Origin of the sequence: uncultured Methanobrevibacter sp. (genome assembly GCF_900314615.1) — an archaeon.
Classification (GTDB): Archaea; Methanobacteriota; Methanobacteria; order Methanobacteriales; family Methanobacteriaceae; genus Methanocatella.
This window is the reverse complement of record NZ_OMWA01000008.1, coordinates 20624-41981: the sequence shown is the minus strand read 5'-3', so window position 1 is coordinate 41981 and position 21358 is coordinate 20624. Positions and strand designations below refer to the sequence as shown.

23 protein-coding genes and 1 pseudogene are annotated in these 21358 nt (G+C 33.6%); 15 read left to right on the top strand and 9 right to left on the bottom strand.

Annotated features, from left to right (window positions below):
- Positions 1 to 16 precede the first annotated feature (16 nt).
- Positions 17 to 592, top strand: a complete 576-nt coding sequence (locus QZN33_RS03790) for a flavin reductase family protein (protein ID WP_296789618.1) — start codon at positions 17 to 19, stop codon at positions 590 to 592.
- Between the two features lie 48 nt (positions 593 to 640).
- On the opposite strand, the gene QZN33_RS03785 is transcribed toward QZN33_RS03790, so the two are convergent.
- On the bottom strand, positions 641 to 1525 hold the full coding sequence (locus QZN33_RS03785; protein WP_296789617.1) for a hypothetical protein: 885 nt from the start codon (positions 1523 to 1525) through the stop codon (positions 641 to 643).
- A 392-nt stretch (positions 1526 to 1917) separates the two neighbouring features.
- Between QZN33_RS03785 and QZN33_RS03780 the strand changes: the two genes are divergently transcribed.
- Positions 1918 to 3435 (top strand): DEAD/DEAH box helicase, encoded by a 1518-nt coding sequence (locus QZN33_RS03780; protein ID WP_296789616.1) that lies wholly within the window; start codon positions 1918 to 1920, stop codon positions 3433 to 3435.
- On the opposite strand, the gene nadC is transcribed toward QZN33_RS03780, so the two are convergent.
- Positions 3436 to 4257, bottom strand: a complete 822-nt coding sequence (gene nadC / locus QZN33_RS03775) for a carboxylating nicotinate-nucleotide diphosphorylase (protein ID WP_296789615.1) — start codon at positions 4255 to 4257, stop codon at positions 3436 to 3438.
- A gap of 68 nt (positions 4258 to 4325) precedes the next feature.
- Here nadC and rnz point away from each other — a divergent pair, with 68 nt between their 5' ends.
- From rnz to nadA, 3 genes are read left to right on the top strand one after another with little or no spacing between them, the layout of a single operon-like run.
- A complete protein-coding gene (rnz, locus tag QZN33_RS03770; RefSeq protein ID WP_296789614.1) occupies positions 4326 to 5225 on the top strand; it encodes a ribonuclease Z in 900 nt (299 codons plus the stop codon).
- Between the two features lie 7 nt (positions 5226 to 5232).
- Complete coding sequence (locus QZN33_RS03765; protein WP_296789613.1) at positions 5233 to 5988, top strand: mechanosensitive ion channel family protein; 756 nt, start codon at positions 5233 to 5235, stop codon at positions 5986 to 5988.
- Complete coding sequence (gene nadA, locus QZN33_RS03760; protein WP_296789612.1) at positions 5981 to 6895, top strand: quinolinate synthase NadA; 915 nt, start codon at positions 5981 to 5983, stop codon at positions 6893 to 6895. The genes QZN33_RS03765 and nadA overlap by 8 nt, the downstream gene beginning before the upstream one ends.
- Positions 6896 to 6909: 14 nt before the next feature.
- On the opposite strand, the gene QZN33_RS03755 is transcribed toward nadA, so the two are convergent.
- From QZN33_RS03755 to QZN33_RS03745, 3 genes are all read right to left on the bottom strand, one after another.
- Entirely contained in the window at positions 6910 to 7899 is a 990-nt protein-coding gene (locus QZN33_RS03755; RefSeq protein WP_296789611.1) for an alpha/beta fold hydrolase, read from the bottom strand.
- Between the two features lie 65 nt (positions 7900 to 7964).
- Positions 7965 to 8240 (bottom strand): DUF5750 family protein, encoded by a 276-nt coding sequence (locus tag QZN33_RS03750; protein ID WP_296789610.1) that lies wholly within the window; start codon positions 8238 to 8240, stop codon positions 7965 to 7967.
- Positions 8230 to 9225, bottom strand: coding sequence for an alpha/beta fold hydrolase (locus QZN33_RS03745; protein WP_296789609.1), 996 nt, complete (start codon positions 9223 to 9225; stop codon positions 8230 to 8232). The genes QZN33_RS03750 and QZN33_RS03745 overlap by 11 nt, the downstream gene beginning before the upstream one ends.
- Positions 9226 to 9301: 76 nt before the next feature.
- Between QZN33_RS03745 and nucS the strand changes: the two genes are divergently transcribed.
- Positions 9302 to 10084, top strand: a complete 783-nt coding sequence (nucS, locus tag QZN33_RS03740) for an endonuclease NucS (RefSeq protein WP_296789608.1) — start codon at positions 9302 to 9304, stop codon at positions 10082 to 10084.
- Here nucS and QZN33_RS03735 read toward each other — a convergent pair.
- Positions 10081 to 10560 (bottom strand): hypothetical protein, encoded by a 480-nt coding sequence (locus QZN33_RS03735; RefSeq protein ID WP_296789607.1) that lies wholly within the window; start codon positions 10558 to 10560, stop codon positions 10081 to 10083. The genes nucS and QZN33_RS03735 overlap by 4 nt on opposite strands.
- A gap of 95 nt (positions 10561 to 10655) precedes the next feature.
- Between QZN33_RS03735 and QZN33_RS03730 the strand changes: the two genes are divergently transcribed.
- The gene (locus QZN33_RS03730) at positions 10656 to 11438 is read left to right on the top strand and encodes a zinc ribbon domain-containing protein (RefSeq protein ID WP_296789606.1); all 783 of its coding nucleotides are present in this window, start codon (positions 10656 to 10658) and stop codon (positions 11436 to 11438) included.
- A gap of 47 nt (positions 11439 to 11485) precedes the next feature.
- On the top strand, positions 11486 to 12310 hold the full coding sequence (locus QZN33_RS03725; protein ID WP_296789605.1) for a carbon-nitrogen hydrolase family protein: 825 nt from the start codon (positions 11486 to 11488) through the stop codon (positions 12308 to 12310).
- Here the strand turns inward: QZN33_RS03725 and QZN33_RS03720 are convergent, their stop codons facing one another.
- Both QZN33_RS03720 and QZN33_RS03715 read right to left on the bottom strand, forming a co-directional pair.
- Positions 12311 to 13159, bottom strand: a complete 849-nt coding sequence (locus QZN33_RS03720; protein ID WP_296789604.1) for a HEAT repeat domain-containing protein — start codon at positions 13157 to 13159, stop codon at positions 12311 to 12313. It lies immediately after the preceding gene.
- Between the two features lie 140 nt (positions 13160 to 13299).
- Positions 13300 to 13998 (bottom strand): annotated as a pseudogene (locus QZN33_RS03715) (SDR family NAD(P)-dependent oxidoreductase).
- A 389-nt stretch (positions 13999 to 14387) separates the two neighbouring features.
- On the opposite strand from QZN33_RS03715, the gene QZN33_RS03710 reads away from it, so the two are divergent.
- The 5 genes from QZN33_RS03710 to QZN33_RS03690 all read left to right on the top strand — a co-directional run bounded on the left by QZN33_RS03710 (position 14388) and on the right by QZN33_RS03690 (position 18970).
- A complete protein-coding gene (locus QZN33_RS03710; protein WP_296789603.1) occupies positions 14388 to 16985 on the top strand; it encodes an ATP-dependent helicase in 2598 nt (865 codons plus the stop codon).
- A gap of 53 nt (positions 16986 to 17038) precedes the next feature.
- On the top strand, positions 17039 to 17506 hold the full coding sequence (locus QZN33_RS03705; protein WP_296789602.1) for a DUF2115 family protein: 468 nt from the start codon (positions 17039 to 17041) through the stop codon (positions 17504 to 17506).
- Positions 17507 to 17532: 26 nt separating this feature from the next.
- On the top strand, positions 17533 to 18078 hold the full coding sequence (locus QZN33_RS03700) for a DUF2115 family protein (RefSeq protein WP_296789601.1): 546 nt from the start codon (positions 17533 to 17535) through the stop codon (positions 18076 to 18078).
- A gap of 94 nt (positions 18079 to 18172) precedes the next feature.
- Positions 18173 to 18547, top strand: coding sequence for a DUF5518 domain-containing protein (locus QZN33_RS03695; protein WP_296789600.1), 375 nt, complete (start codon positions 18173 to 18175; stop codon positions 18545 to 18547).
- An 18-nt stretch (positions 18548 to 18565) separates the two neighbouring features.
- A complete protein-coding gene (locus QZN33_RS03690) occupies positions 18566 to 18970 on the top strand; it encodes a hypothetical protein (RefSeq protein WP_296789599.1) in 405 nt (134 codons plus the stop codon).
- 8 nt (positions 18971 to 18978) lie between these two features.
- On the opposite strand, the gene QZN33_RS03685 is transcribed toward QZN33_RS03690, so the two are convergent.
- Positions 18979 to 20070, bottom strand: coding sequence for a formate--phosphoribosylaminoimidazolecarboxamide ligase (locus tag QZN33_RS03685; RefSeq protein WP_296789598.1), 1092 nt, complete (start codon positions 20068 to 20070; stop codon positions 18979 to 18981).
- A 126-nt stretch (positions 20071 to 20196) separates the two neighbouring features.
- Here QZN33_RS03685 and QZN33_RS03680 point away from each other — a divergent pair, with 126 nt between their 5' ends.
- On the top strand, positions 20197 to 20727 hold the full coding sequence (locus QZN33_RS03680) for a metallophosphoesterase (RefSeq protein ID WP_296789634.1): 531 nt from the start codon (positions 20197 to 20199) through the stop codon (positions 20725 to 20727).
- 1 nt (position 20728) lies between these two features.
- Positions 20729 to 21358, top strand: coding sequence for an RlmE family RNA methyltransferase (locus QZN33_RS03675; protein WP_296789597.1), 630 nt, complete (start codon positions 20729 to 20731; stop codon positions 21356 to 21358).

Here is a 21358-nt window from a genome sequence, read left to right as displayed (position 1 = left end):
AAAAGGAGATGAAAAAATGAGAAAAAATTTCGAAGAAAGCTTTGTAACTCCACTTCCAGTCCTTATGATTGGAACATATGATGAAGAAGGAAATGCGAACGTAATGAATATTGCTTGGGGAGGCCAATGCGGACCCAAACATATTGCCATAAACATCGGACTTCCAGAAGTAGAAAAAAAGACCCTTAAAAACATTAAAGCTAAAAAAGAATTCACAGTAAGCTATGCTACAAAAGACACAATGGCCATTTCTGATTACTTCGGATTATTCTCCGGCAACAATATCAATAAGATTGAAGAAGCTGAAGTGACAGTTTTAAAAGCTGAAAATGTAGATGCGCCGTTAATTGCGGAATATCCTCTAACAGCAGAATGCAAAGTGCTTGAAATGAATGAAAATGACATAGGTGAAATGCACATCATCGCAGAAATAGTTAATGTTAGTGCAGATGAATCAATTTTAGATGATGATGGAAACGTATCTATGGACAAATTGCAACCAATTGCATATGATTCAATAGAAAAAACATACAGATTAGTTGGAGAAGTAGTTGGAAAAGCATTTGAAGATGGTATTAAACTAAAAAAATAGATTAAATATCATCCTATTTTTCTTTTTTTGTGAAAATTTTTAAAATATTTATAACGATTTAATCTCGTCAATTGTCAAACCAGACTTTTTGGACAACAACTCCAAATCAACATCATCCCTCAATGATTTAACAATTTCTTCAATACCATCAGCTTTACCTTCCTTGATACCTTCCTTAATACCATCAGCTTTAGCTTTCTGACTGTTTTCAGTCAAAACTTTAGTATTCACTTCATTAATTGCTTGAAGTACCACACTTTGAGCCTGAGGAGTCATTTTTACCTCCTTTTTAATTTTCATTTGTTCATCAACACTTAGAAAATTTTCAATTTCAAGCTGAATAACAGCCTGAACAAATTGAAATTTACTTTCATCAAATAATTCTTCAAACTGAAGAATCTCAGAAACCCATTTAAGCAAATCCACATCCCTTAAAAACTCCTGAGATATTGGCATTAACATCAATGTAATTTCTTCATCAAAACTTAATTGTTTTTTTGATTTTACTTTTATATTAATTTTTTCAAGATATTTTTCAAAATCTACATCACCCAAATAGAAATGAATCGGCAAAAATTCTTTCGTTTTACCAATTTTAACAGATTTATGATCTCTTTTGGATGTGAAATTGAATACATATGTGTCTACACGTTTACCATATCTAACCTCTGCCGTAATATTATAGTCAAAAAACCTATAATTATCATCAGATTTAGCATAGGGAAATTGAAACTCAATATGGCATAGAGTGCCATTTTTCAGCAAGCACAAGAAATCCAAAAATAATTTACTCCCATCTAATTTTGTAAATTCAATGCTTAGAATTTCTTCAATCTCTTCATCAACACCCATATACTTCAAAAATAGGCTTTGATAAGTAGCCACTATAATTTTCAAGATAACATCGAAAATATCGTGAACATCACGATCCATGTCATATCACCAATTTTAAATTAATATCGACTAGTCAAATTAGTAAATCAAACATGTTTGTATTTAATAAGTTTATTGACAAAATATATAAACTTAATCTTTGAAATTAAAGCAATTTAATGCTTTAAATTAAAAATTACATGATTAAAACAATTTTTATGAGACAAGACAATTGTTTCTTCCCTACATTGAAAAAACAATGAAAACTCCTATAAAAACTTTTAACAATGTCAACACATCCAAACACTAAAAATAATGCCAAAAAAGACAATTGAAAAGTTAAAAATAGAATTTAAGGAATTACCTGAAAACAAATTATAACATCACAGGAAAAAAATTAAAAATAGAAAAAATCAAAGTTAAATACAAAATCAATATAAAGAGACCCCATTATGAGTGATGACATAGAAAAACTAGTTAAAAATCATTTAAACGCTAAAGAATTTAAAAAATTCAAGAAATTAATAAGTGAAACTAAAATTTACAATCCGCCAGACACATTAACCGGAGAATTAAGGCCATATCAGAAAATAGGTTATTCCTGGTTAATTCAAAACATCAGATATCACTTTGGATGCATACTGGCTGATGATATGGGGCTTGGAAAGACTATACAGATTTTAGCAGCAATCCTCTTTTATAAAGAACGAAACAAACTTGAAAACAGACCATCATTAATCATTGTACCGCCAACATTAATCTCAAACTGGGAAAATGAAATAAAAAAATTCACACCTGAACTGTCATATTATATTTATCACGGATCAAACAGAACATATCCTTTAGAGGAATATGATATTATTTTAACCTCATACGGAGTAGTAAGGCTAGATTTAGACCTGTTTTTAGATGAAACATGGCTTTTATGCGTTATTGATGAAGCTCAAAACATTAAAAATCCAAATACTGAACAGACAAAGGCTATAAAAAGCGTCAATGCAACAACCAAAATTGCTTTGACAGGAACTCCGATTGAAAATAAGCTGATGGATTACTGGTCAATCTTTGATTTTGTTCATAAAGGATACTTATCCACAAAAGATGATTTTAAACGGCAATTTGTTATGCCTATTGAGAAACTTGAAGATGAAGAGACACTTCATGAGCTGAGAACAATAGCCAAACCCTTTGTTTTAAGGCGTCTTAAAACCGATGACGACATTAAAAAGGAACTTCCTGAAAAATTCATCAATGACATCTACTGCACATTGTCCAAAAAGCAGGTGAAATTGTATAATGCGATCCTGGAGGAGATTTTCTTTGATATTGAAAATTCAAAAGGAATTCAAAGAAAAGGAATTATTCTTAAAATATTAACTGCTCTAAAACAGACCTGCAATCATCCTGCACAGTTTTTAGCAATTAAAAATCCAAAAATAAGCGAATCCGGAAAGATGGAGCTTTTGGTAAATATTTTGGAAAACATACTGGATAATGACGAGAAGGTAATAATATTTACCCAATATGTTGAAATGGGTAAATTAATCCAGCAGCTGATTTCCAAGAAGTTCAAGCAGGAGGTACTCTTCCTGCACGGTTCACAGACCCGTGAAGAAAAAACAAGAATCATAGATACATTCCAGGAGGATAAAAACTATAAGATTTTTGTAGCAACTCTCAAGACTGGTGGAACAGGTCTGAATTTGACAGCGGCACAAAATGTTATTCACTATGATTTATGGTGGAATCCTGCAGTTGAAAATCAGGCAACCGACAGAGTTCACAGAATAGGTCAGGAAAACGACGTGATGGTTTACAGATTCATTACAAAAGGAACCTTAGAAGAAACAATTGATGCCATAAGCAAACATAAAAAGGATCTGGCAGCCAAATCAATAAGCAATGATGAAACATTCCTTACTGAAATGACCAATGAAGAGCTGAAAAATGTATTGAAATTAAGATTGTAATCAGAATTTCATGCTAAAGTTAAGGCTTCTTGATGAATGTGTTAAAGCACCTATAGATATTATGTCAACACCCAGTTTTGCATAGTCAACTATTGTATCTTCAGTAATGCCCCCTGAAACTTCAATAAGTGAATTCTGGCGAATATTTAACTCATTCAACTTATCAATAACATCACTTACTTCTTCGGGAGACATGTTATCAAGCATTACTATATCTGCACCGTTTTTTACACAATCGACAGCATCATCCAAAGTTTCCACTTCAATTTCAATCTTTTTAGAAAAACTGACATTTTCCTTTGCTTTTAAAAGTGCTTCCAAAGGAGTGCCGCAGGCCACAATATGATTGTCTTTAATTAAAACCATATCATCCAGGGCGAATCTATGGGTATCTGCACCACCCACTTTAAGAGCATATTTATCAAATTTAGCAATAGCCGGTGAAGTTTTACGTGTTCCGGCAACTCTTACATCATATCCCTCAACCAGCCCAACATAATGACTGGCAGCACTTGCCACACCACTCATCCTCATTGACAGATTCAAAACAGTCCTTTCCAAAAGCAGAATTGTTCTGGCATTTCCGCACACTGACATCAGCAAATCATTTTTAGATATTTTGGCTCCGTCTTTCATCCAGAATTTTACATTAACATCAAACTCTTCAAATACTTCACGAATTATATTCATACCGGCTAAAATCCCTTCATCTTTTGAAACAATATGAGCACTAACTTCTTTACTTTCATCTACTACAGCCTGAGAAGTGATATCGCCGAATCCTTTATCTTCATCAAGCATATATTGAATAATCTTATCCAAAAAATCACCTAAAATTTAATATAATTATGAATATATAGTAATTCTATAAATATAAAAGTGATTAAATTATGGAAATTATATTTTTAGGAACTTCATCTGCAGTCCATTCCAAGGAAAGAAATCATCCTTCAATTGCACTTAAGGCATTTGGTGATGTGATGCTTTTTGATTGCGGTGAAGGAACTCAAAGACAAATGCTTCACACAAAAGTAAGTCCAATGAAGATATCCAGAATATTTATAAGTCATTTACATGGAGATCATATCCTTGGTCTTCCGGGACTGCTTCAATCATTAGGCTTGCAGGACAGAGAAGAAAAATTAACAATTTACGGTCCGAGAGGATTAAGTAAAGTTAAAGATGCAATTTATAATTTTGGTTACTGCAAATTTGACTTTCCAATCGATTTTATCGAAATCGGAACTGAAATAATAGAAGAAACTGACGAATATATCATTCGCTCACAGTCAGTCAGACATAATGTTCCGTCATTGGCGTATTCCATTGAAGAGAAGAAAAAACCAAGATTTTTGCGTGAAAAAGCTATTGAACTTGGAATTCCGGTCGGCCCTGCTTTTGGACGCCTGCATAATGGAGAAGAAGTTGAAGTTAACGGTAAAATCATAAAACCGGAACAGGTTTTAGGAGAACCTAGAAAAGGAATTAAAATTACCTATTCCGGAGATACTAGGCCATGTGAAGAAATGATTGAACTTGCAAAAGACAGTACTATTTTAATTCACGAATCCACATTTTCAAGAGAAGATGAAGAAAACGCACTGGAACACGGACATTCAACTGCTGCAGATGCGGCATATATTGCAAATCAGTCAAACAGCAAAGAACTGATATTGACTCATATCAGTACTCGCTACAATGGAGAATTTTCAAAAATATTGCTTAAAGAAGCAAAAGAAAGCTTTGAGAATACTAAAATAGCTTATGACTTTATGAATATTGAATTATGATGATAACATGAACGTTCCAACACTTATTGACGACCCGGCAAGGATTCTTGTTTCTATACTGATTGTAATTATAGTCACCTCAGTCATTACAAGGCTGATTGCATTTTCAATGAACAGGATGAAGAGATTTCATGAAAACATGACTGTAATTTATCTTATCCGAGACATAATCAATTACATCATTTATTTCATTGCTTTGATGGTTATATTGCAGTTCTTCGGAATCAATCTTGCAGGAACTCTATTAAGTTTAGGTATTGTAGGTATAGCCGTGAGTTTTGCGGCCAAAGACATCATTTCCAATTTGTTTTCAGGAATCATATTAATTATTGGAAAAAGTATCAAAGTTGGAGATACCATTGAAGTTGACGGGCAAAAAGGATACGTTGAAAGGATTTCACTCAGATCAACCGTTATTGTGGATGATTTGGGCGTTAAAAGTCATGTTCCCAACTCCACATTGACAAACGATTATTATCTTCAGTACAAACCTCCTGAAAAGTATAGAGTAGATATTCTTACAGGATTGCCTTTAAATATAGATGTTGAGGATTTTGAAGACTACATCATAGCAAAAATGAAAAGTTATGATGATATAGCTGAAAATCCGAAACCCGCCGTTTTTGCAAGAGAGATAAGTTTTAAACAAAGCAAAGTTAAAGTATCTTTTTGGGTAAAAGATTATAATAATAAAGACAAATATAAAATAATAATTACAAACGACATTAGAAAATATATTACAATGGGTGAGACAAATGAGTAATCATCTTCAAGAAGAAATTTTAAAGTTAAAAGAAGAAAAAAATGCAATTATTTTAGCACACAATTACCAGCCTAAAGAAATTCAGGATATTGCAGATTTTCTTGGGGACTCCTTGGAATTATGCATAAAAGCATCCGAAATTGACGATAAGGATTTAGTGATTTTCTGTGGCGTTGACTTTATGGCGGAAACAGCTTTTATATTAAACCCTGACAAAAAAATCGTCATCCCAACATTAGAAGCAGAATGTCCTATGGCACATATGCTACCTGAAGACGTTTTACTCGAAGCTAAAAAAGAACATCCTGATGCAGGAGTTATTTTATATGTAAACAGTATTGCTGAAGCCAAACAGCATGCAGATACTTTATGTACTTCAGCAAATGCAGTAAAAGTTACAGAAAGCTTGCCTCATGATAAAATTCTATTCGGACCTGATAAAAATTTAGGAAATCATGTAGCTGAAAAGCTTGACAAAGAAATAATACATGTCCCTTCCGACGGCCACTGTTATGTTCACAGATTATTCCATGTTGAAGATATTGAACTTAAAAGAGAGCAGCACCCTAATGCCGAAGTTATTTGTCACCCTGAATGTGATATGAAAGTTCAGAATGCTTCAGATAAGGTGATGTCAACCGGAGGCATGTTAAGATACATTGCAGAAAGTGATAAAGAGGAATTCATTATAGGAACAGAAGTTGACATGATTACCAGAATTAATGCGGAAGTTCCAGGCAAAAAGCTTTATCCACTCCTCGAAGGAGCAATATGCAAAACAATGAAACTGCATACTCTGGAAAAAGTAAGGGATGCGCTTGTTAATGAAGAACCTAGGATTGTCCTGCCTAAAGAAGTTGCAGACAAATCCAGAAAAGCAGTTGAACATATGTTAAACGCTAGTTAATCTAGCTTTAACAACTATTTTTTAAATTCCTCTAAAAATTCCACCAGCAAATCATCAAAAATTGAAAAATCATCATTGTGCACATAGTCTATTTTTGAATCATAAATGAAAGTTTTTAAGTTTTCGATTTTGCCTTTTAATGGATCTACATCAAATTCCGGTGTGAAATACATATCATCCGAAGGGCTGATGATTAATGATTTTGCTTTAATATTTTCCAGTTTGTCTTCCACATCATAGTTTAGAACAGCATCATTCCTGAATTTAAAATCATAAATGTCCACAAACAGACCATTATCAACAAAATCATCCATTAATACGTCAATTTCATCACGGGAAAAATTCTGAAGAGTCCTTTTTGAAAAATATTGCGAATAAATCAACCTGTTAATTGACACCATAATTCTAGACAAGGATTCACTGTATAACTCATCATAATATGCATCGGATGACTCAATCATAGCTTCCATTACTCTGGAGGCAATATATCTGTAACTATTAGTTTTAAAAGAACTTCCCACAACAATTATGAATTCCATTTCATCAGGATATTCGCATGCCCACGCATATGCTTCATATCCTCCAACACCGTCACCACTAACTCCCATTACTTTGGAAATATTGAATTTTTCAGCCAGAAATTTTCTTTTAAAGTTTACACGATCCAGAATGGTATATTTAGGAAAATCATATTTTAAATTTGTTGTTGAAGGACAGCATGAATCAGGAAAACCTAAAGAAGTTATTGAAATAAAAAAGAAGTTATAATCATAAAAAATACCATTAGGTCCTATTGCTGAGTAAAAATTATCAATTGAAGCATAATTTCCATTAAACCTATGGCAATATATTACTGCATTGATTATATTTCCGTCATCATCATACACAGGATTTCCTCGAGTGGTATACTCAACCTGAACATCGTTAAGAACAGTACCGTTCTCGAATTCGAATTCCTTTAATGTATATTTATTGTATCCGTGTTCTGAATTAATGTCTAACATGTAAACCTCTAATTTAATTTTTTATAATCAGCACATATATAAAATTGACTAAAAAAATATTCAAGTTACATTTCCTCCAAAAAGCTGGACAAGAAAATATTCATTTCTATTTCCTCACGAGCAATAAAATCATCAATCCTTATTTTTGCAATATCGCTGTGAAAAGGATATAATCGCTCATCAAAATACATTTTGATTTTTAAAATATCCTCAGCTATCTCACATTCCTCAGATAAGTTATCCTTAAGAAAATTCATTTGGTCTAAAGACAATTCAGAAACTTTATATTCAACAAAGTAGTTTTCACCTTTTTCGCCGTAATTGTCAATTTTAACAATCATCAAATTCACCCATAAATTCACTTAACTCATAGGATATGTTTTCAAGTTCATTGAAGCACAAATGACCCAGTTCAGAGTCCATAATTATCAGTTCAGAATCTTTTATCATTTCAGACATTGGAATTCCATCAAGTTCCGGAGGAAAATGAGGATCCTGTTTACATGATACGATTAACACCTTAGATTTGATTTTATCCAAATCATCTTCAACATTGAACTCCATACTTGCCTTATTGCAATATTTTAAATCATAGATATCGGTTTCAATCATTTCATTGCCGAACTCTTCAAATTCCATGCTCAGTTCATCATTAGTTTTGCTTCTTAGCGCTTCTTTAGAAAGTCCGAAGTTAAATTCAGCCAGACAGGCAATTCTTAATGTCCTAATTAAAGAATAAGTCAATTCACCTTTTGCATAGTCCGGATCAGATTCAATAATTTCATCAACAAATCTTGAAAGGATAAAATCATGTCCTGCAACCTTGTAGCTGCTTACACCACAGATGATGAAATCCTGAAAATCTGGATATTCAATAGCTTGGGTGAGACCGACAAAACCGCCCATTGAATTTCCAATCAAACCTAAAACGTGATCTATGCCGAATTTTTCAGCTAAAAACTGTTTTTGGAAATTGACCACATCGACCATGGAATATTTTGGGAATTTATTTTTTAAACCAGTAAGAGAAGGAGAACATGACCCTGGTGAGCCTAAAGCTGATATGCTGATGAAGAAATATTTATTTCCATCAAAAGGACAGTTTTCAAATGTTAAAGGCAGAATTTTACCTATTCCGGCAAAACTTCCCAAAGAACCGGAACAATATAAAATTGCATTTGCGATTTTACCATTTTCATCATATTTCGCAGTTCCGAAAGTCATGAATTCCACTTTAACGTCTTTCAGCACTTCGCCGTTTTGAAATTCAAATGAATCCATTACAAAGTGTTCCTTTTTATCTTCAAAAAATTCTTCATCGAACATGTTAATTTCTCCTTTAAAACTTATCCATATATCTAAAAAACAAATTATTTAAATTAATCTAAACAATGTTATTGTAATGAAATATAAAATCTTAGAAAAACCTAACTGTAATGATGCATACGATTTAGTTCAGGAAGCGTTAAGAAAAAGAGCGACAATAAGCATATTTGCATGCTGTAAAGTTAATTATGAAGGTCGTGCATTAAGTGAACTAAACTGGGGAGAGAGAATAATTATGATAAAACCTGACGGAGCATTTCTAATCCATCAGGAGAAAAAAGTGGAACCGGTTAACTGGCAGCCCCCAAAATCAAGAACAAGAGCCTACATAAAAAATGAAAATCTATTCCTGGAAAGCCACAGAAGAACTCCAAAGGAATTGCTGACTGTGGAAATCAGACAAATCCAATTTATCAATTATGCAAATATCGAAGACTATGAAGAGTTAGAACAGGCAGGATATGAAAAGGACATGGGCGATATGATAATGGACAAGCCACATATGATTGAAGAAGGATTTACCCCTACTGCAAGAGAATACAGCATCGAACATGGATTTATTGATATTTTAGGAAAAGATAATGACAATAACTTAATGATTTTAGAGCTGAAAGCGCGTAAAGCTGGAGTAAATGCAGTCAAACAGCTCAAAAGATACCTTTTGGATTTTGAAAACACAGATAACGATTACTTAAAGGAATGTCATGCACAGAAAAAAAAGATCAGAGGCCTTCTTGTAGCACCGTCAATAATGGAGGATGCTCTTGAAATGATTGAAGAAGAAGGTATCGAGTTTGTATCAATCGAACCTCCTCGTGAATTAAAAAGAGATAAAAAAGTAACATTAGATGCATTTTAGTCCAATGCATCCTCAATTTTTTTCAATTCATTTTCATAGTATTTTTTAGTAAATTCATTAGCAGGAGTTGAAGTTGTCACGTGACAGTCTTTCTGCAATTTATAAATGAGATATTCTTCATTTTCAAGAGGAATTGTGCCGTCATCATCAAGCAATTCCAGATTTTCCAGCTCTTGGAGAATGTTATCGTATTCCTGCTGTTCGAGTGAAATGGCATCATCCAATTCCATTTCCTGAACTTTAGGATTTAATTGCATTGCAATAGCTACAAATCCGTTAACTTTTTTATCGGAGATTGAAAATTCTGTGTTTCTGATTTCTTCCATAGAAAACTTGACATGATTTAAAGTGTTTTTTGTGACTGGAATTTCACCGGATAACCCAATCTGGTTAATTTCATAGTTATTTTTCCAAGCTCCTGTTTTGTAAACTGCATAATTTATATCATCAATATTAATAATTTTATCATCAGCCATTTTATCACTAATTCATAAATATATTTTTATAAAATAAAAACATTATTATAAATATACATTCATTATAAAATGTAAATTTCAATGGAGGTTAAGTCGTGAAAAAATGTCCAGAATGTGGAAATCCTAGTTATGATGGTGCTCCTGTTTGTGGAAATTGTGGATATAACTTCCCCAAACCAAAAATTAAATCTCGTAAAAAGGACAGTATCTTCCAAAATGAACAGAGAAGTACTATTCCTAAAAAAGAGAACATCATTAAGGAACCAAAAGTTGACGCTCCTAAAAGGGAAAGTGTCAGCAAAGAAAACCCAAAAGGAAAACCTTCCAATCAGAAAAGCACACTTGAAATTATTAAAGAGAAAAAGCTCATTATAGGAGCTATCGTGCTTATTACTTTAATTGTGATTTGTGGAATTGTCCTTACTGGATCAAATAATAATACTAATCCAATTCAAAACTCCGGAGATTTAGTTGAGTATAATGCCGGTGATTTTGCATTTAAATATCCTAAAGCTTGGAGCAGTGTTAATCTTAGTGATGTAGATCATGAAGGAGCTATATTTTTCCAGGACGAAAATAATACAGTTATCGAACATTATAACATAACCAGCAGTGCTAGTTCCCTAAAAGACATTAATCAGCAAAGAATCAGTCGTGCATTAAGCGATGGAGATGCAGTGGAACTTGTCGAAACTATTACTTTAGACGGCAGAAATGCATCCAACATAATTTTAGAAAATGCTGACGGAAACTACACAAGATATGTTTCAATGTTTACTGATGGCGAATTGTATGTATTCAAAGTAACTGGAGGATCAATTAACTCCATCACATCTGACAACATCAATAAAATGGTTAATTCCGCAGATATTATTTAAGTATGATTCATTCATACTTATTTTTCTTATTTTTTTAGAGTGTTAATATGACAAAAGTTAAAATTGCTCTATGTCAAATGAATGTCATTGACAATAAAGATGAAAACTTAAAAAAAGCCAGCTTAATGATTGAAAAAGCTTGCAAGAACTCTGATTTTATTGTTTTGCCTGAAATGTTCAACTGTCCCTATTCCAATGACAAATTTATAGAATACTGTGAAAATGAATCTGACAGTTATACTCTTAAAAAGATATCTTCACTGGCATCACAGAATAATGTTTATATTTTAGCAGGTTCAATTCCTGAAAAAGAAGATGAAAAACTCTACAACACATCCTATCTTTTCGACAGGGAAGGTGAAATTATTGCAAAACATAGGAAAATGCACCTTTTTGACATTGACGTTAAAGACAGGATTACATTTAAGGAATCTGACGTTTTAACTGCAGGCGATGAATTTACTGTCGTTGAGACAGAATTCGGAAAAATAGGAATCGGAATATGTTATGATATTCGTTTTCCAGAACTTGCAAGAATTATGGTTGAAAATGGAGCACTGATACTGTTTTACCCGGGAGCGTTCAATATGACTACAGGACCAGCACATTGGGAGTTACTGTTCCGCTCAAGGGCTTTAGACAATCAGGTTTACTGCATTGGCGTGGCTCCTGCATTGAATAAAGATGCATCATATCACAGTTTCGGCCATTCCATAATTACAAGCCCTTGGGGAGAAGTTATAGGCGAAGCAAGTGATAAAGAAGAGATAATTTATGGTGAAATTGATTTAAGTGAAATAAAAAAAATAAGAGAAGAGCTTCCTCTTTTAAAAAATAAAAGAGAAGACCTCTATGAAGTTATTAAAAAATAACTATTTCAATTTTGCTAATCTTTTTTCAAAGTAAGGCAATTTTTTGTCATTGTCCGCAAATACTTCAATTGCAGTTTCAATAACCCTTACTTCATTGTCATAGTCATTAGTTTTTCTGTAAAGAACACATAATCTTTTATAAGGAGCATCTTTAGGCTGTTTTGCTTCAACATACCTTTCATATTCCTTAATAGCTTTTTGGACATTGGTTTTTTCCATTTCCTTAATAGTGCTCATTGGAATAACTTTAACTATGGATTCGCCTGAAGATTTAGCCTTTTGTCTTTTTTGAGCTTTTTTGATAGCCTTATTACATGATTTTTTGAAATCCTTATCCTCTTCGCCTTTTCTTGCTTTTTTAATCAAATAAATGGATTCATCTGTTGCAAGGTCTCCTAAAGCCTGAATTGCAGCGAGTTTAACACCCCAGTCTTCATCTTCAAGACATTTTGCAATGGAATCTATTTCATCTTCAGCCTGAAGTTCTCCTAATGCACGAACTGCAACTTTTCTAACACCAAAGTCTTCATCTTCAGTTGCTTCAACAAAATAAGGAATGACTTTTTTATCTTCAGTTTCTTTAAGTGCGAAAGCTAAGAAACGTTTATCTTTACCTTCTGCGTTTTTAAATTCATCAATTAACTTATCAACTGCAACATCACCCATGCTGCCTAAAATTTCAGCTGCTTTGAATCTGACTTGTGCATTGTCATCAGTGGTGGCTTTAATTAACGGTTCAATAGCACTTTCATCAGTAGTTCCTACTAATGATTCTACAGCTTCTTTTCGAACTTTAACATCATCATCTGATAAATTGTTAATAGCTTCATCTAAATTTAAATTTGACATGATATTAAATTAGTTTTTAAGCATATATAACTTTACAGTTAAATCATATATATTCAGAGTTAATGTAAAAAAAAGCAATATTATCAATCAGGAATGTTCAAAAAAAGAAAAAAGAAAAATTGAAAATAAAAATTTTCAATTTAAATACAGGTGTATCCACCGTCTACAGCAATAGCCTGTCCAGTTACGTAACTGGATTTAGGGGATGCTAAGTATACTACAGTGGAATCTAATTCTCCATCGACACCAGATCTTCCAACAGGTACAACAGTTTTGGTGTATGCTTTGTATTCATCGTTGTCAATAGTTTCTCTTGTGAGTTCTGTTGGGAAAGTACCTGGACAGATTGCGTTTACTGTAATGTTATATTTAGCCCATTCAGCTGCTAATTGTCTGGTTAAGTTTACTACTCCACCTTTTGCTGCTGCGTATGGGGAGGTTGGTGTTGCCATGGTTCCGACTAAACCAAACATGGATGCTGTGTTGATGATTCTTCCGTATTTTTGAGGAATCATTGCTTCACGAGCTACAGCTCTGGACATTTTGAAGGTACCTGTTAAATCTACATCAACAGTCATGTTCCATTCTTCATCAGTCAATAATTCTGCTTCTTTTGTTGCTCCGTAACCTGCATTGTTATGGAGAATGTCAATTCTACCAAAGTGGTCCATGACTTCTTTAACACAGTTTTCTACACTTTCAGTGTCTGTTACATCACAAACTACACCTATACAGTCTACTCCAAGTTCTTTAATTTCTTCAGCGACTTGATCTAAACGTTATTTTCTTCTTCCTGTAATTACGATGTCTGCACCATATCTGGCATATGCTTTTGCCATATCGACACCAATACCAGATGATGCGCCACTAACTAGTGCTACTTGTCCTGATAAATTAAATAAATCATTCATTTTTTCACCTTCATATTAAAAATAACTTTTTCAAGTCATGTTTATATGACAATTAAAAATATGTTTTTTTAACATATAAACTTATCATTTTTCAGATACTTTAAAGTATTACCCTAATTTTGTTTAATTATTATTTATTCCACCCTATTTTATATAACAATTGTTTAATTTCCTTAAATGCAATGGATAACCCCACATTGACGAAAACGAAGTGAAAGAAATATATAATTTAGGTATGTCTAAAAAAATAATTGAATCATATTTAATAACAGAAATGTACAAAAATTAAACTATAATTTTGAGAAGGTAATGTAAACATGATTGAAGAGCAAACCAAAACCTACACAAAAAAAGCTATTTTTAAAAGACTGCATCCATGGGTTAGAAAATGGTTTGATTCACAATTTGAAGATTTTACACCTGCTCAAAAAAAATCAATCATTGACATACATAAAAAGAACAACATCCTCATTTCATCACCGACAGGATCCGGAAAAACATTAACTGCATTCTTATCAGTAATCAGCGATTTGACTGCATTGGCTGAAAAAGACCAGTTGGAAGACAAGGTTTACTGCATTTACATATCCCCACTAAAGGCACTGGACAATGACATTGAAAAGAATCTCGATGAGCCTTTAGATGGAATTGAAAAGATAGCAGGCCGCAAATTAGGAATCCGAAAGGCCGTGCGAACAGGAGATACTTCACAGTACCAAAGACAGAAAATGCTTAAAAAACCACCTCACATCCTCATTACGACTCCGGAAACATTATCCATTTTACTTGTGGCTCCAAAATTCAGGGAAAAGTTGAGCGGCGTAAAATATGTCATAATAGATGAGATTCACTCTTTAGCTGAAAACAAAAGAGGAGTTCATTTAAGCTTATCCCTTGAAAGACTGCAACATCTGATAGGCCAGTATACAAGAATCGGATTGTCTGCTACAGTCAGCCCTATTGAGGAAGTGGCGAAATTTCTTGTCGGATATGAATACGGAGTTGGACGGAACTGCAAAATCGTTAATATAAATTATTTAAAAGAGCTTGACATGGAAGTGATGTGTCCTGTAAGCGATATTGTACTTGCAGATGAAGAGGACACCAAACTTGGAATGTATGATTTGCTGGACGATTTGATTTGGGAAAATAAAACAACACTGATTTTTACAAACACAAGAAGCGGTACGGAACGTTTTGTCTATAACTTAAAGAAAATGTATCCCCTGCATTATAATGACACAAACATTATGGCACACCATTCATCACTGTCAAAGGAAGTCCGTCTTGAAACTGAAAACAAGCTCAAGGAAGGTAAACTAAAGGCAGTAATATCTTCAACATCACTGGAACTTGGAATCGATATAGGATACATCGATTTGGTAGTGCTTATTAACTCCCCGAAATCGGTTTCAAGAGCTCTGCAGAGAATTGGGCGTAGCGGTCACAGGCTGCATGAGAAATCACGTGGGAAAATCATCGTTACCGACAGAGATGACCTGGTGGAATGTTCTGTTCTTCTAAAAAATGCAAAGGAAGGAAAAATTGACAAAATTTCAATACCTACCAACTGTCTGGACGTTCTGGCTCAGCACATTTATGGAATGAGCATTGAAAATCCATGGGACATTGACTATGCATATGACGTAATCCGTAAAAGTTACTGCTATAAAGACCTTACAAGAGATGATTATGAAGATGTTTTAAGTTATATGGCCGGAGAATACCCTCAACTTGAAGAGAGATACGTCTATGCAAAAATATGGATTGACTATAAAGAAAATACCTTCGGAAAACGTGGAAAACTGGCCAGAATGCTTTATTCAACAAACATCGGAACAATACCTGATTCATCAGGAGTACTTGTCAAGTGCGACGGTGAAACTGTCGGAAAGATTGAAGAAGTCTTTATGGAGAGACTGAAAAAAGGAGATACATTCGTTTTAGGGGGCAGAACCTACAGATTCAACTACGGCAAAGGAATGACCATCAATGTGACTCCTGCAAGCGGACCTCCAACAATACCCTCCTGGTTTTCACAGCAGCTCCCTCTTGCCTTTGACCTGGCAATGGACATTCAGCAGTTCAGAGATCATATGAACTCCAAATTTCAATACCGCAGAAGCAAAGAGGAGATTATGGAATTTATTCATGAATATCTCTATGTTGATGATTTTGCTGCCAATTCAATATACGAATATTTTGTAGAGCAGTTCAAATATGCAAAAATTCCAACAAAACGCAGACTGCTGATTGAATATTACAAAGGATTTGGAGGAAGACGTTTTGTAATATTCCACTCATTATTTGGAAGAAAGGTTAATGATGCACTGTCAAGAGCTGTTGCATATATCGTTGCTCAAAAATACAACATGAACGTTACAATTTCCATATCAGACAATGGATTTTACTTATCCTCAGACGGTAAAATCGGAGGATTGGAATCATTTAGAGAAATTACTCCTGAAAATTTTGAAACCATACTGATTAACGCATTGAACAAAACCGAAACACTTGCTTCAAGGTTCAGGCATTGCGCAGGAAGGTCCCTGATGACTCTTAGAAGATATAAAGGAGAATCAAAATCAGTTGGCCGCCAGCAGGTTAGAGGCAAAATACTTTTAAAATTTGTTCAGGAAATGGACGATAACTTTTCAATTTTAAAAGAAGCACGAAGAGAAGCGCTTGAGGATTACATGGATATAAAAAATGCCCTGAAAGTTATTGAGATGATTGACCGAGAAGAAATGGAGATAAAAACAATAAATACAGTTATTCCAAGTCCATTTGCATTCAATCTGGTATCACAAGGTTATCTTGATGTGTTAAATCAGAATGACAAAGGTGAATTTACAAAAAGAATGCATCAGGCAATACTTGACCAGATTAAAGATAAATTAAAAGACCTTTACTGATTTAGAGACATTAATATCAAAACAGATATATATTCAGAAACAAAACTATAACTATGAAATCATCAGAATTACTTAAAGAAATCCGAGAAAATTTAAAAGATTATCCTATTGAATATTTAAGAAATAAAGTTACAGATGACAGATATAAAGATCCTCTGACTAAAAAACTTGCAAAATACAATTCAGAAACATGGGATGAAATTTTTGCATTGGACCTCACTGAAGACTATGACATTAAAGATGGAGTGGTTGAAAATCTGAAAAATGATATCGATTTTTATTTTAACACCTATGCAGGAGGAGACGAGGAAAGTAGAGAATTTACAAAATATATCTCACTCTATTTGGCGTTAATGGCTAAAAAACCGTTGCATCCTTTTGGAGATAATCCCACAAAAGATGAAGTCTTTTTGGAAAATGGAGAATACAAATGCAAAACTAGAATTATGAGCATTAAAGATGAAAATTCATTATGCCGTTACTGTGTTTGCAAAAATGCCGGATATTCATTCGGATTTTAATTTAAACCCAGATAAGGAGTTTTATAATGGCCGAGGAATATCTGGAAATGTGTGATGAGCTAACAACGATTATTGCAAATGAAAAGACACTAACAGGCAACTCAATTTTGAAAACATTGAAAAAATATGCATCAACAATTTCAGTATTTGACATGATGGCATTCAGCTCACAGGTAATTGAAGAAAACAAATATGTTCAGGAAAATTATCGAGAAGACAATCAGAAATCATATATCGAATCGTTTTTGTTTCGTATGAATAACATTTCTAAAGATTCAAATAGCTATGAACAGAATATTGATAAGCAATCCCTTTCAAATGCAATTGCAACTTTAAAAGCAAATTCTGAAAATGAAACAGCAGACAATAAGATTAAACTAATATTTCATATTGCATCACTTTATGTTACATTTCTTTTAGAAGAATCAATTCACCCGGTTGGTACACCATTTCCAGGATCTCTAAAAGTTGAAGAAAAAAACGGACAATTTTACTGTCCCGTAAGAGACGCGAATATCGATACTCCCAATGCCGTCTGCAACATATGTCTTGCAAAACAATTAGATTTTTGAATGCAATTTTTTAACAAAATTAAATATTCTTTCAACTTAATAATTAAATACTTATATGAACAATTATTAAATAATCAATATAAAAGGTGATGCCATGACTAAATGGAGTGTTGTAATAATTGGATTTTTACTAACAATAATTATGCAAGTCTTCTTCGCAAGACATGAATTCATAGGATTATTAATAGCAGGATTTATTACCGGTTATATTGCACATTCCGGAGCACTGGGAGGACTATGGCATGCTGCTCTTGCGGGAGCATTCGGTACAATCGTCGGTTCAATACTATTTATAATAACTGCAACTGTAGGAGGCAGTCTTGCAGGAATCTTTGGAGGCCTGACCGGATTTACATTATCCGGATTCAGCAGTATTATCGCAATTGTATCAGATTTAATTTACTATGCAATTGTAATGGGAATTACAGGTGCAGTTGGAGGAGCAATAGCTTCTAAAAGAGACGATTAAGTTTTTTGGAGATAAAAAATGAAATATGATTTTGGTATAAATATTAAAGCATTAATATTTGGAGCGGCAATATCTGCTGCATTTATACTATTCGGATATCAATACTGGGACTGGTTCTATCCATTTTCAGCAATAGGACTTATATATGCCGGATATGGTCAAGATAACCTTAAAGCAGGAACATTAATGGGACTGCTTGCATCAACACCTATTGTGGTTTTAACCCTTCAAGGATACATGGGACAATTTGATGGCTTTTTCTTAACCGAAACAGGAATTATAACTGTAGCATTAGTTATTCTCGTTGTTGGTGCAGTTGTTGGTTTCGTTGGTGCATGGACAAAAAGAAGCCGTGTTAAAGCTTTAGAACAATATGAAAAACAGCAAAAAATAGGTAAAAATAAAAAGAAAAACAAAAAATAATAACAAATTTATGTTATTATTTTTTCTAATTCATCTCTTTCTATTCCTCTTTTAATTTCAACAGCCACTCTTCTACCCATACTCATTGGTTTACCATAGGTCAAGTAGGAGTAAGGAGAACCATCCATAAATGTATTTGTTCCACCATCAGTTCTTGCACTGATTTCAAAACAAATTACTTCTAAATTATCATTTACTAATGTTTGCATACAGAAAGGACCGTTTAAACCAGGAGCAACTAATTTTTTAGCACTTTCAGTTAATTTGTCTGCAATGTCAAATACTTGAGGAAGTAATGATTCACGAATTACAGCAGGGTGGTTACCGGTTACAACATAAGACGGACTTAAATCAATATCCAATTGATCTTTTGCAGGCATTCTTACAAAACCATCAATACTAGATTCATATCTTGTATCCATACCCATTAATTCAACAGTGTCGTCAAGTGCTGAGTAGAAATAGTGTATACAATAATTACAGCCGGAAACATATTCTTCTATGTGTGCTGCTTCCACATCACTGTCTTCTAACCATCCACGTGCTTTCATAGCTTCGATTTTTGCATCGAATTCTTCAGTGGATGATGCGACAAAGTAACCTCTTCCACCTCTTGCACCAGGGAATTTAACCATTACCGGTCTGTCGATTTCGGACGGATCGTTGTATTTGAATGGAATTCTAACTCCGCCTTCAACAAGTAAAGCTCTTTCTTTGTCCCTTTCAGCTTCCCATCTTAAAACATCCCTGTTTCCAAACATTGGAACATTGAATTTGTCTTCAACATTGTCCAAACCTGCATATGCTACAAAAGAACCATGAGGGATAACAATTGCATTCATATCTCTAAGCTTTTGTTGAACATCTTCATTGACAATGTCTTTGAATTCGTCAACTATAATGTATTCATCTGCAACGCCAAATCTTTGATATGGAACTTCTCTGCCTTTTTGACAAACAATAGCTGTTCTAAATCCTTCTTCTTTAGCACCTTGCAAGATATGCAAAGAAGTGTGACTTCCAAGGGTGGCTATTGTTATGTTTTCCTTGTCATAACCAGCCAAAATATCCAAAATATCTTCTTTTTTAACTTCTCCCATTATATCTTCTCCTAAAAGAATGATAATATTATATATATTTTTAGAATTTATAATATTTTTTATTTTAATTAATATTAAAAATAATGAAAAACAAATAATTAATTGAATTATTTAGGAAACGATAAAATGTTAATCGGTTTAATTTCAGACACACATATTCCAGACAGAGCAAGAGTTATACCTCAAAATGTGCTCGATGCATTTCAGGATGTTGATTTAATAATCCATGCGGGAGATTTGACTTCACTTGAGGTTGTTGAAGAATTAGAAAAAATTGCACCAGTAATGGCAGTACAGGGAAATATGGATAGAGCTAATGGAATTAACCTGCCTAAAGCAAAAACAATCGAAGCGGAAGGATTAAAAATTGGAGTGGTTCACGGAGAAGTGTATCCCAGAGCAGACACACAGCAGTTAGTTTACCTGGCAAAAGAACTTGGGGCAGACATACTGGTTTCAGGACATTCCCATCAGCCAAAAATTGAACAGACTGACGGAGTGTTGTTGATTAATCCTGGAAGTCCGATTGTACCAAGACTTGCAGACAGAACAGTAATGCTTCTTGAAATCAATAATAAAGAAGTAGATGTTGAAATAGTTAAAATTGGAGCTCCGGTCTGCAATGCTTTAGATTTTGATAAATTTAAGAGGGATTGAAATGGGAAGCAGATGGCAAGTGGAAAAACATCATGATCCATATTATAAAAAAGCGAAAAAGGAAGAATACCGTTCACGTGCATCTTATAAACTCAAACAGCTTGATAAAAAATTCAAAATACTGAAAGAAGGAAATACTGTTGTTGATTTGGGAGCCGCTCCCGGCGGATGGTCTCAGGTCGCACTGGAAAAAGTTGGCGAAGAAGGTATTGTCGTAGGAGTGGATTTGAACAGATTTAAAAAATTCCATGAAGAAAATTATTACGGAATGAGAGGTGACTTTACAACACCTGAAGTTCAGGAAAAGATTATGAACATCATTGGAGGAAAGGCGAATGTTGTAATGTCTGATGCATCACCATCATTAAGCGGAATAAAAAATATCGACCAGTTAAGGTCAATAGACCTGACAAATTCAGTTATAGAAATAGCTGAAAATATCCTTGAGAATAAAGGAAATTTAGTAATTAAAGTATTTCAGGGCCCCGACTATAAGGCAATGCTCGATTCACTTAAAGGCAAATTCAGAAAAGTGAAAACAACAAAACCACCATCTTCACGTAAAAAAAGTTCTGAAATGTATGTAGTGGGTCTGGAATATAAAGCTAAAAAAAATAGAAAGAAAAAATAA

Excerpts from the sequence above, each read along its gene's own strand:
- QZN33_RS03790 (WP_296789618.1), top strand. The coding sequence starts at position 17 with ATGAGAAAAAATTTCGAAGAAAGCTTTGTAACTCCACTTCCAGTCCTT.
- QZN33_RS03785 (WP_296789617.1), bottom strand. The coding sequence starts at position 1,525 with ATGGATCGTGATGTTCACGATATTTTCGATGTTATCTTGAAAATTATA.
- QZN33_RS03780 (WP_296789616.1), top strand. The coding sequence starts at position 1,918 with ATGAGTGATGACATAGAAAAACTAGTTAAAAATCATTTAAACGCTAAA.
- rnz (WP_296789614.1), top strand. The coding sequence starts at position 4,326 with ATGGAAATTATATTTTTAGGAACTTCATCTGCAGTCCATTCCAAGGAA.
- QZN33_RS03765 (WP_296789613.1), top strand. The coding sequence starts at position 5,233 with ATGAACGTTCCAACACTTATTGACGACCCGGCAAGGATTCTTGTTTCT.
- nadA (WP_296789612.1), top strand. The coding sequence starts at position 5,981 with ATGAGTAATCATCTTCAAGAAGAAATTTTAAAGTTAAAAGAAGAAAAA.
- QZN33_RS03755 (WP_296789611.1), bottom strand. The coding sequence starts at position 7,899 with ATGTTAGACATTAATTCAGAACACGGATACAATAAATATACATTAAAG.
- QZN33_RS03750 (WP_296789610.1), bottom strand. The coding sequence starts at position 8,240 with ATGATTGTTAAAATTGACAATTACGGCGAAAAAGGTGAAAACTACTTT.
- QZN33_RS03745 (WP_296789609.1), bottom strand. The coding sequence starts at position 9,225 with ATGTTCGATGAAGAATTTTTTGAAGATAAAAAGGAACACTTTGTAATG.
- nucS (WP_296789608.1), top strand. The coding sequence starts at position 9,302 with ATGAAATATAAAATCTTAGAAAAACCTAACTGTAATGATGCATACGAT.
- QZN33_RS03735 (WP_296789607.1), bottom strand. The coding sequence starts at position 10,560 with ATGGCTGATGATAAAATTATTAATATTGATGATATAAATTATGCAGTT.
- QZN33_RS03725 (WP_296789605.1), top strand. The coding sequence starts at position 11,486 with ATGACAAAAGTTAAAATTGCTCTATGTCAAATGAATGTCATTGACAAT.
- QZN33_RS03720 (WP_296789604.1), bottom strand. The coding sequence starts at position 13,159 with ATGTCAAATTTAAATTTAGATGAAGCTATTAACAATTTATCAGATGAT.
- QZN33_RS03710 (WP_296789603.1), top strand. The coding sequence starts at position 14,388 with ATGATTGAAGAGCAAACCAAAACCTACACAAAAAAAGCTATTTTTAAA.
- QZN33_RS03705 (WP_296789602.1), top strand. The coding sequence starts at position 17,039 with ATGAAATCATCAGAATTACTTAAAGAAATCCGAGAAAATTTAAAAGAT.
- QZN33_RS03700 (WP_296789601.1), top strand. The coding sequence starts at position 17,533 with ATGGCCGAGGAATATCTGGAAATGTGTGATGAGCTAACAACGATTATT.
- QZN33_RS03695 (WP_296789600.1), top strand. The coding sequence starts at position 18,173 with ATGACTAAATGGAGTGTTGTAATAATTGGATTTTTACTAACAATAATT.
- QZN33_RS03690 (WP_296789599.1), top strand. The coding sequence starts at position 18,566 with ATGAAATATGATTTTGGTATAAATATTAAAGCATTAATATTTGGAGCG.
- QZN33_RS03685 (WP_296789598.1), bottom strand. The coding sequence starts at position 20,070 with ATGGGAGAAGTTAAAAAAGAAGATATTTTGGATATTTTGGCTGGTTAT.
- QZN33_RS03680 (WP_296789634.1), top strand. The coding sequence starts at position 20,197 with ATGTTAATCGGTTTAATTTCAGACACACATATTCCAGACAGAGCAAGA.
- QZN33_RS03675 (WP_296789597.1), top strand. The coding sequence starts at position 20,729 with ATGGGAAGCAGATGGCAAGTGGAAAAACATCATGATCCATATTATAAA.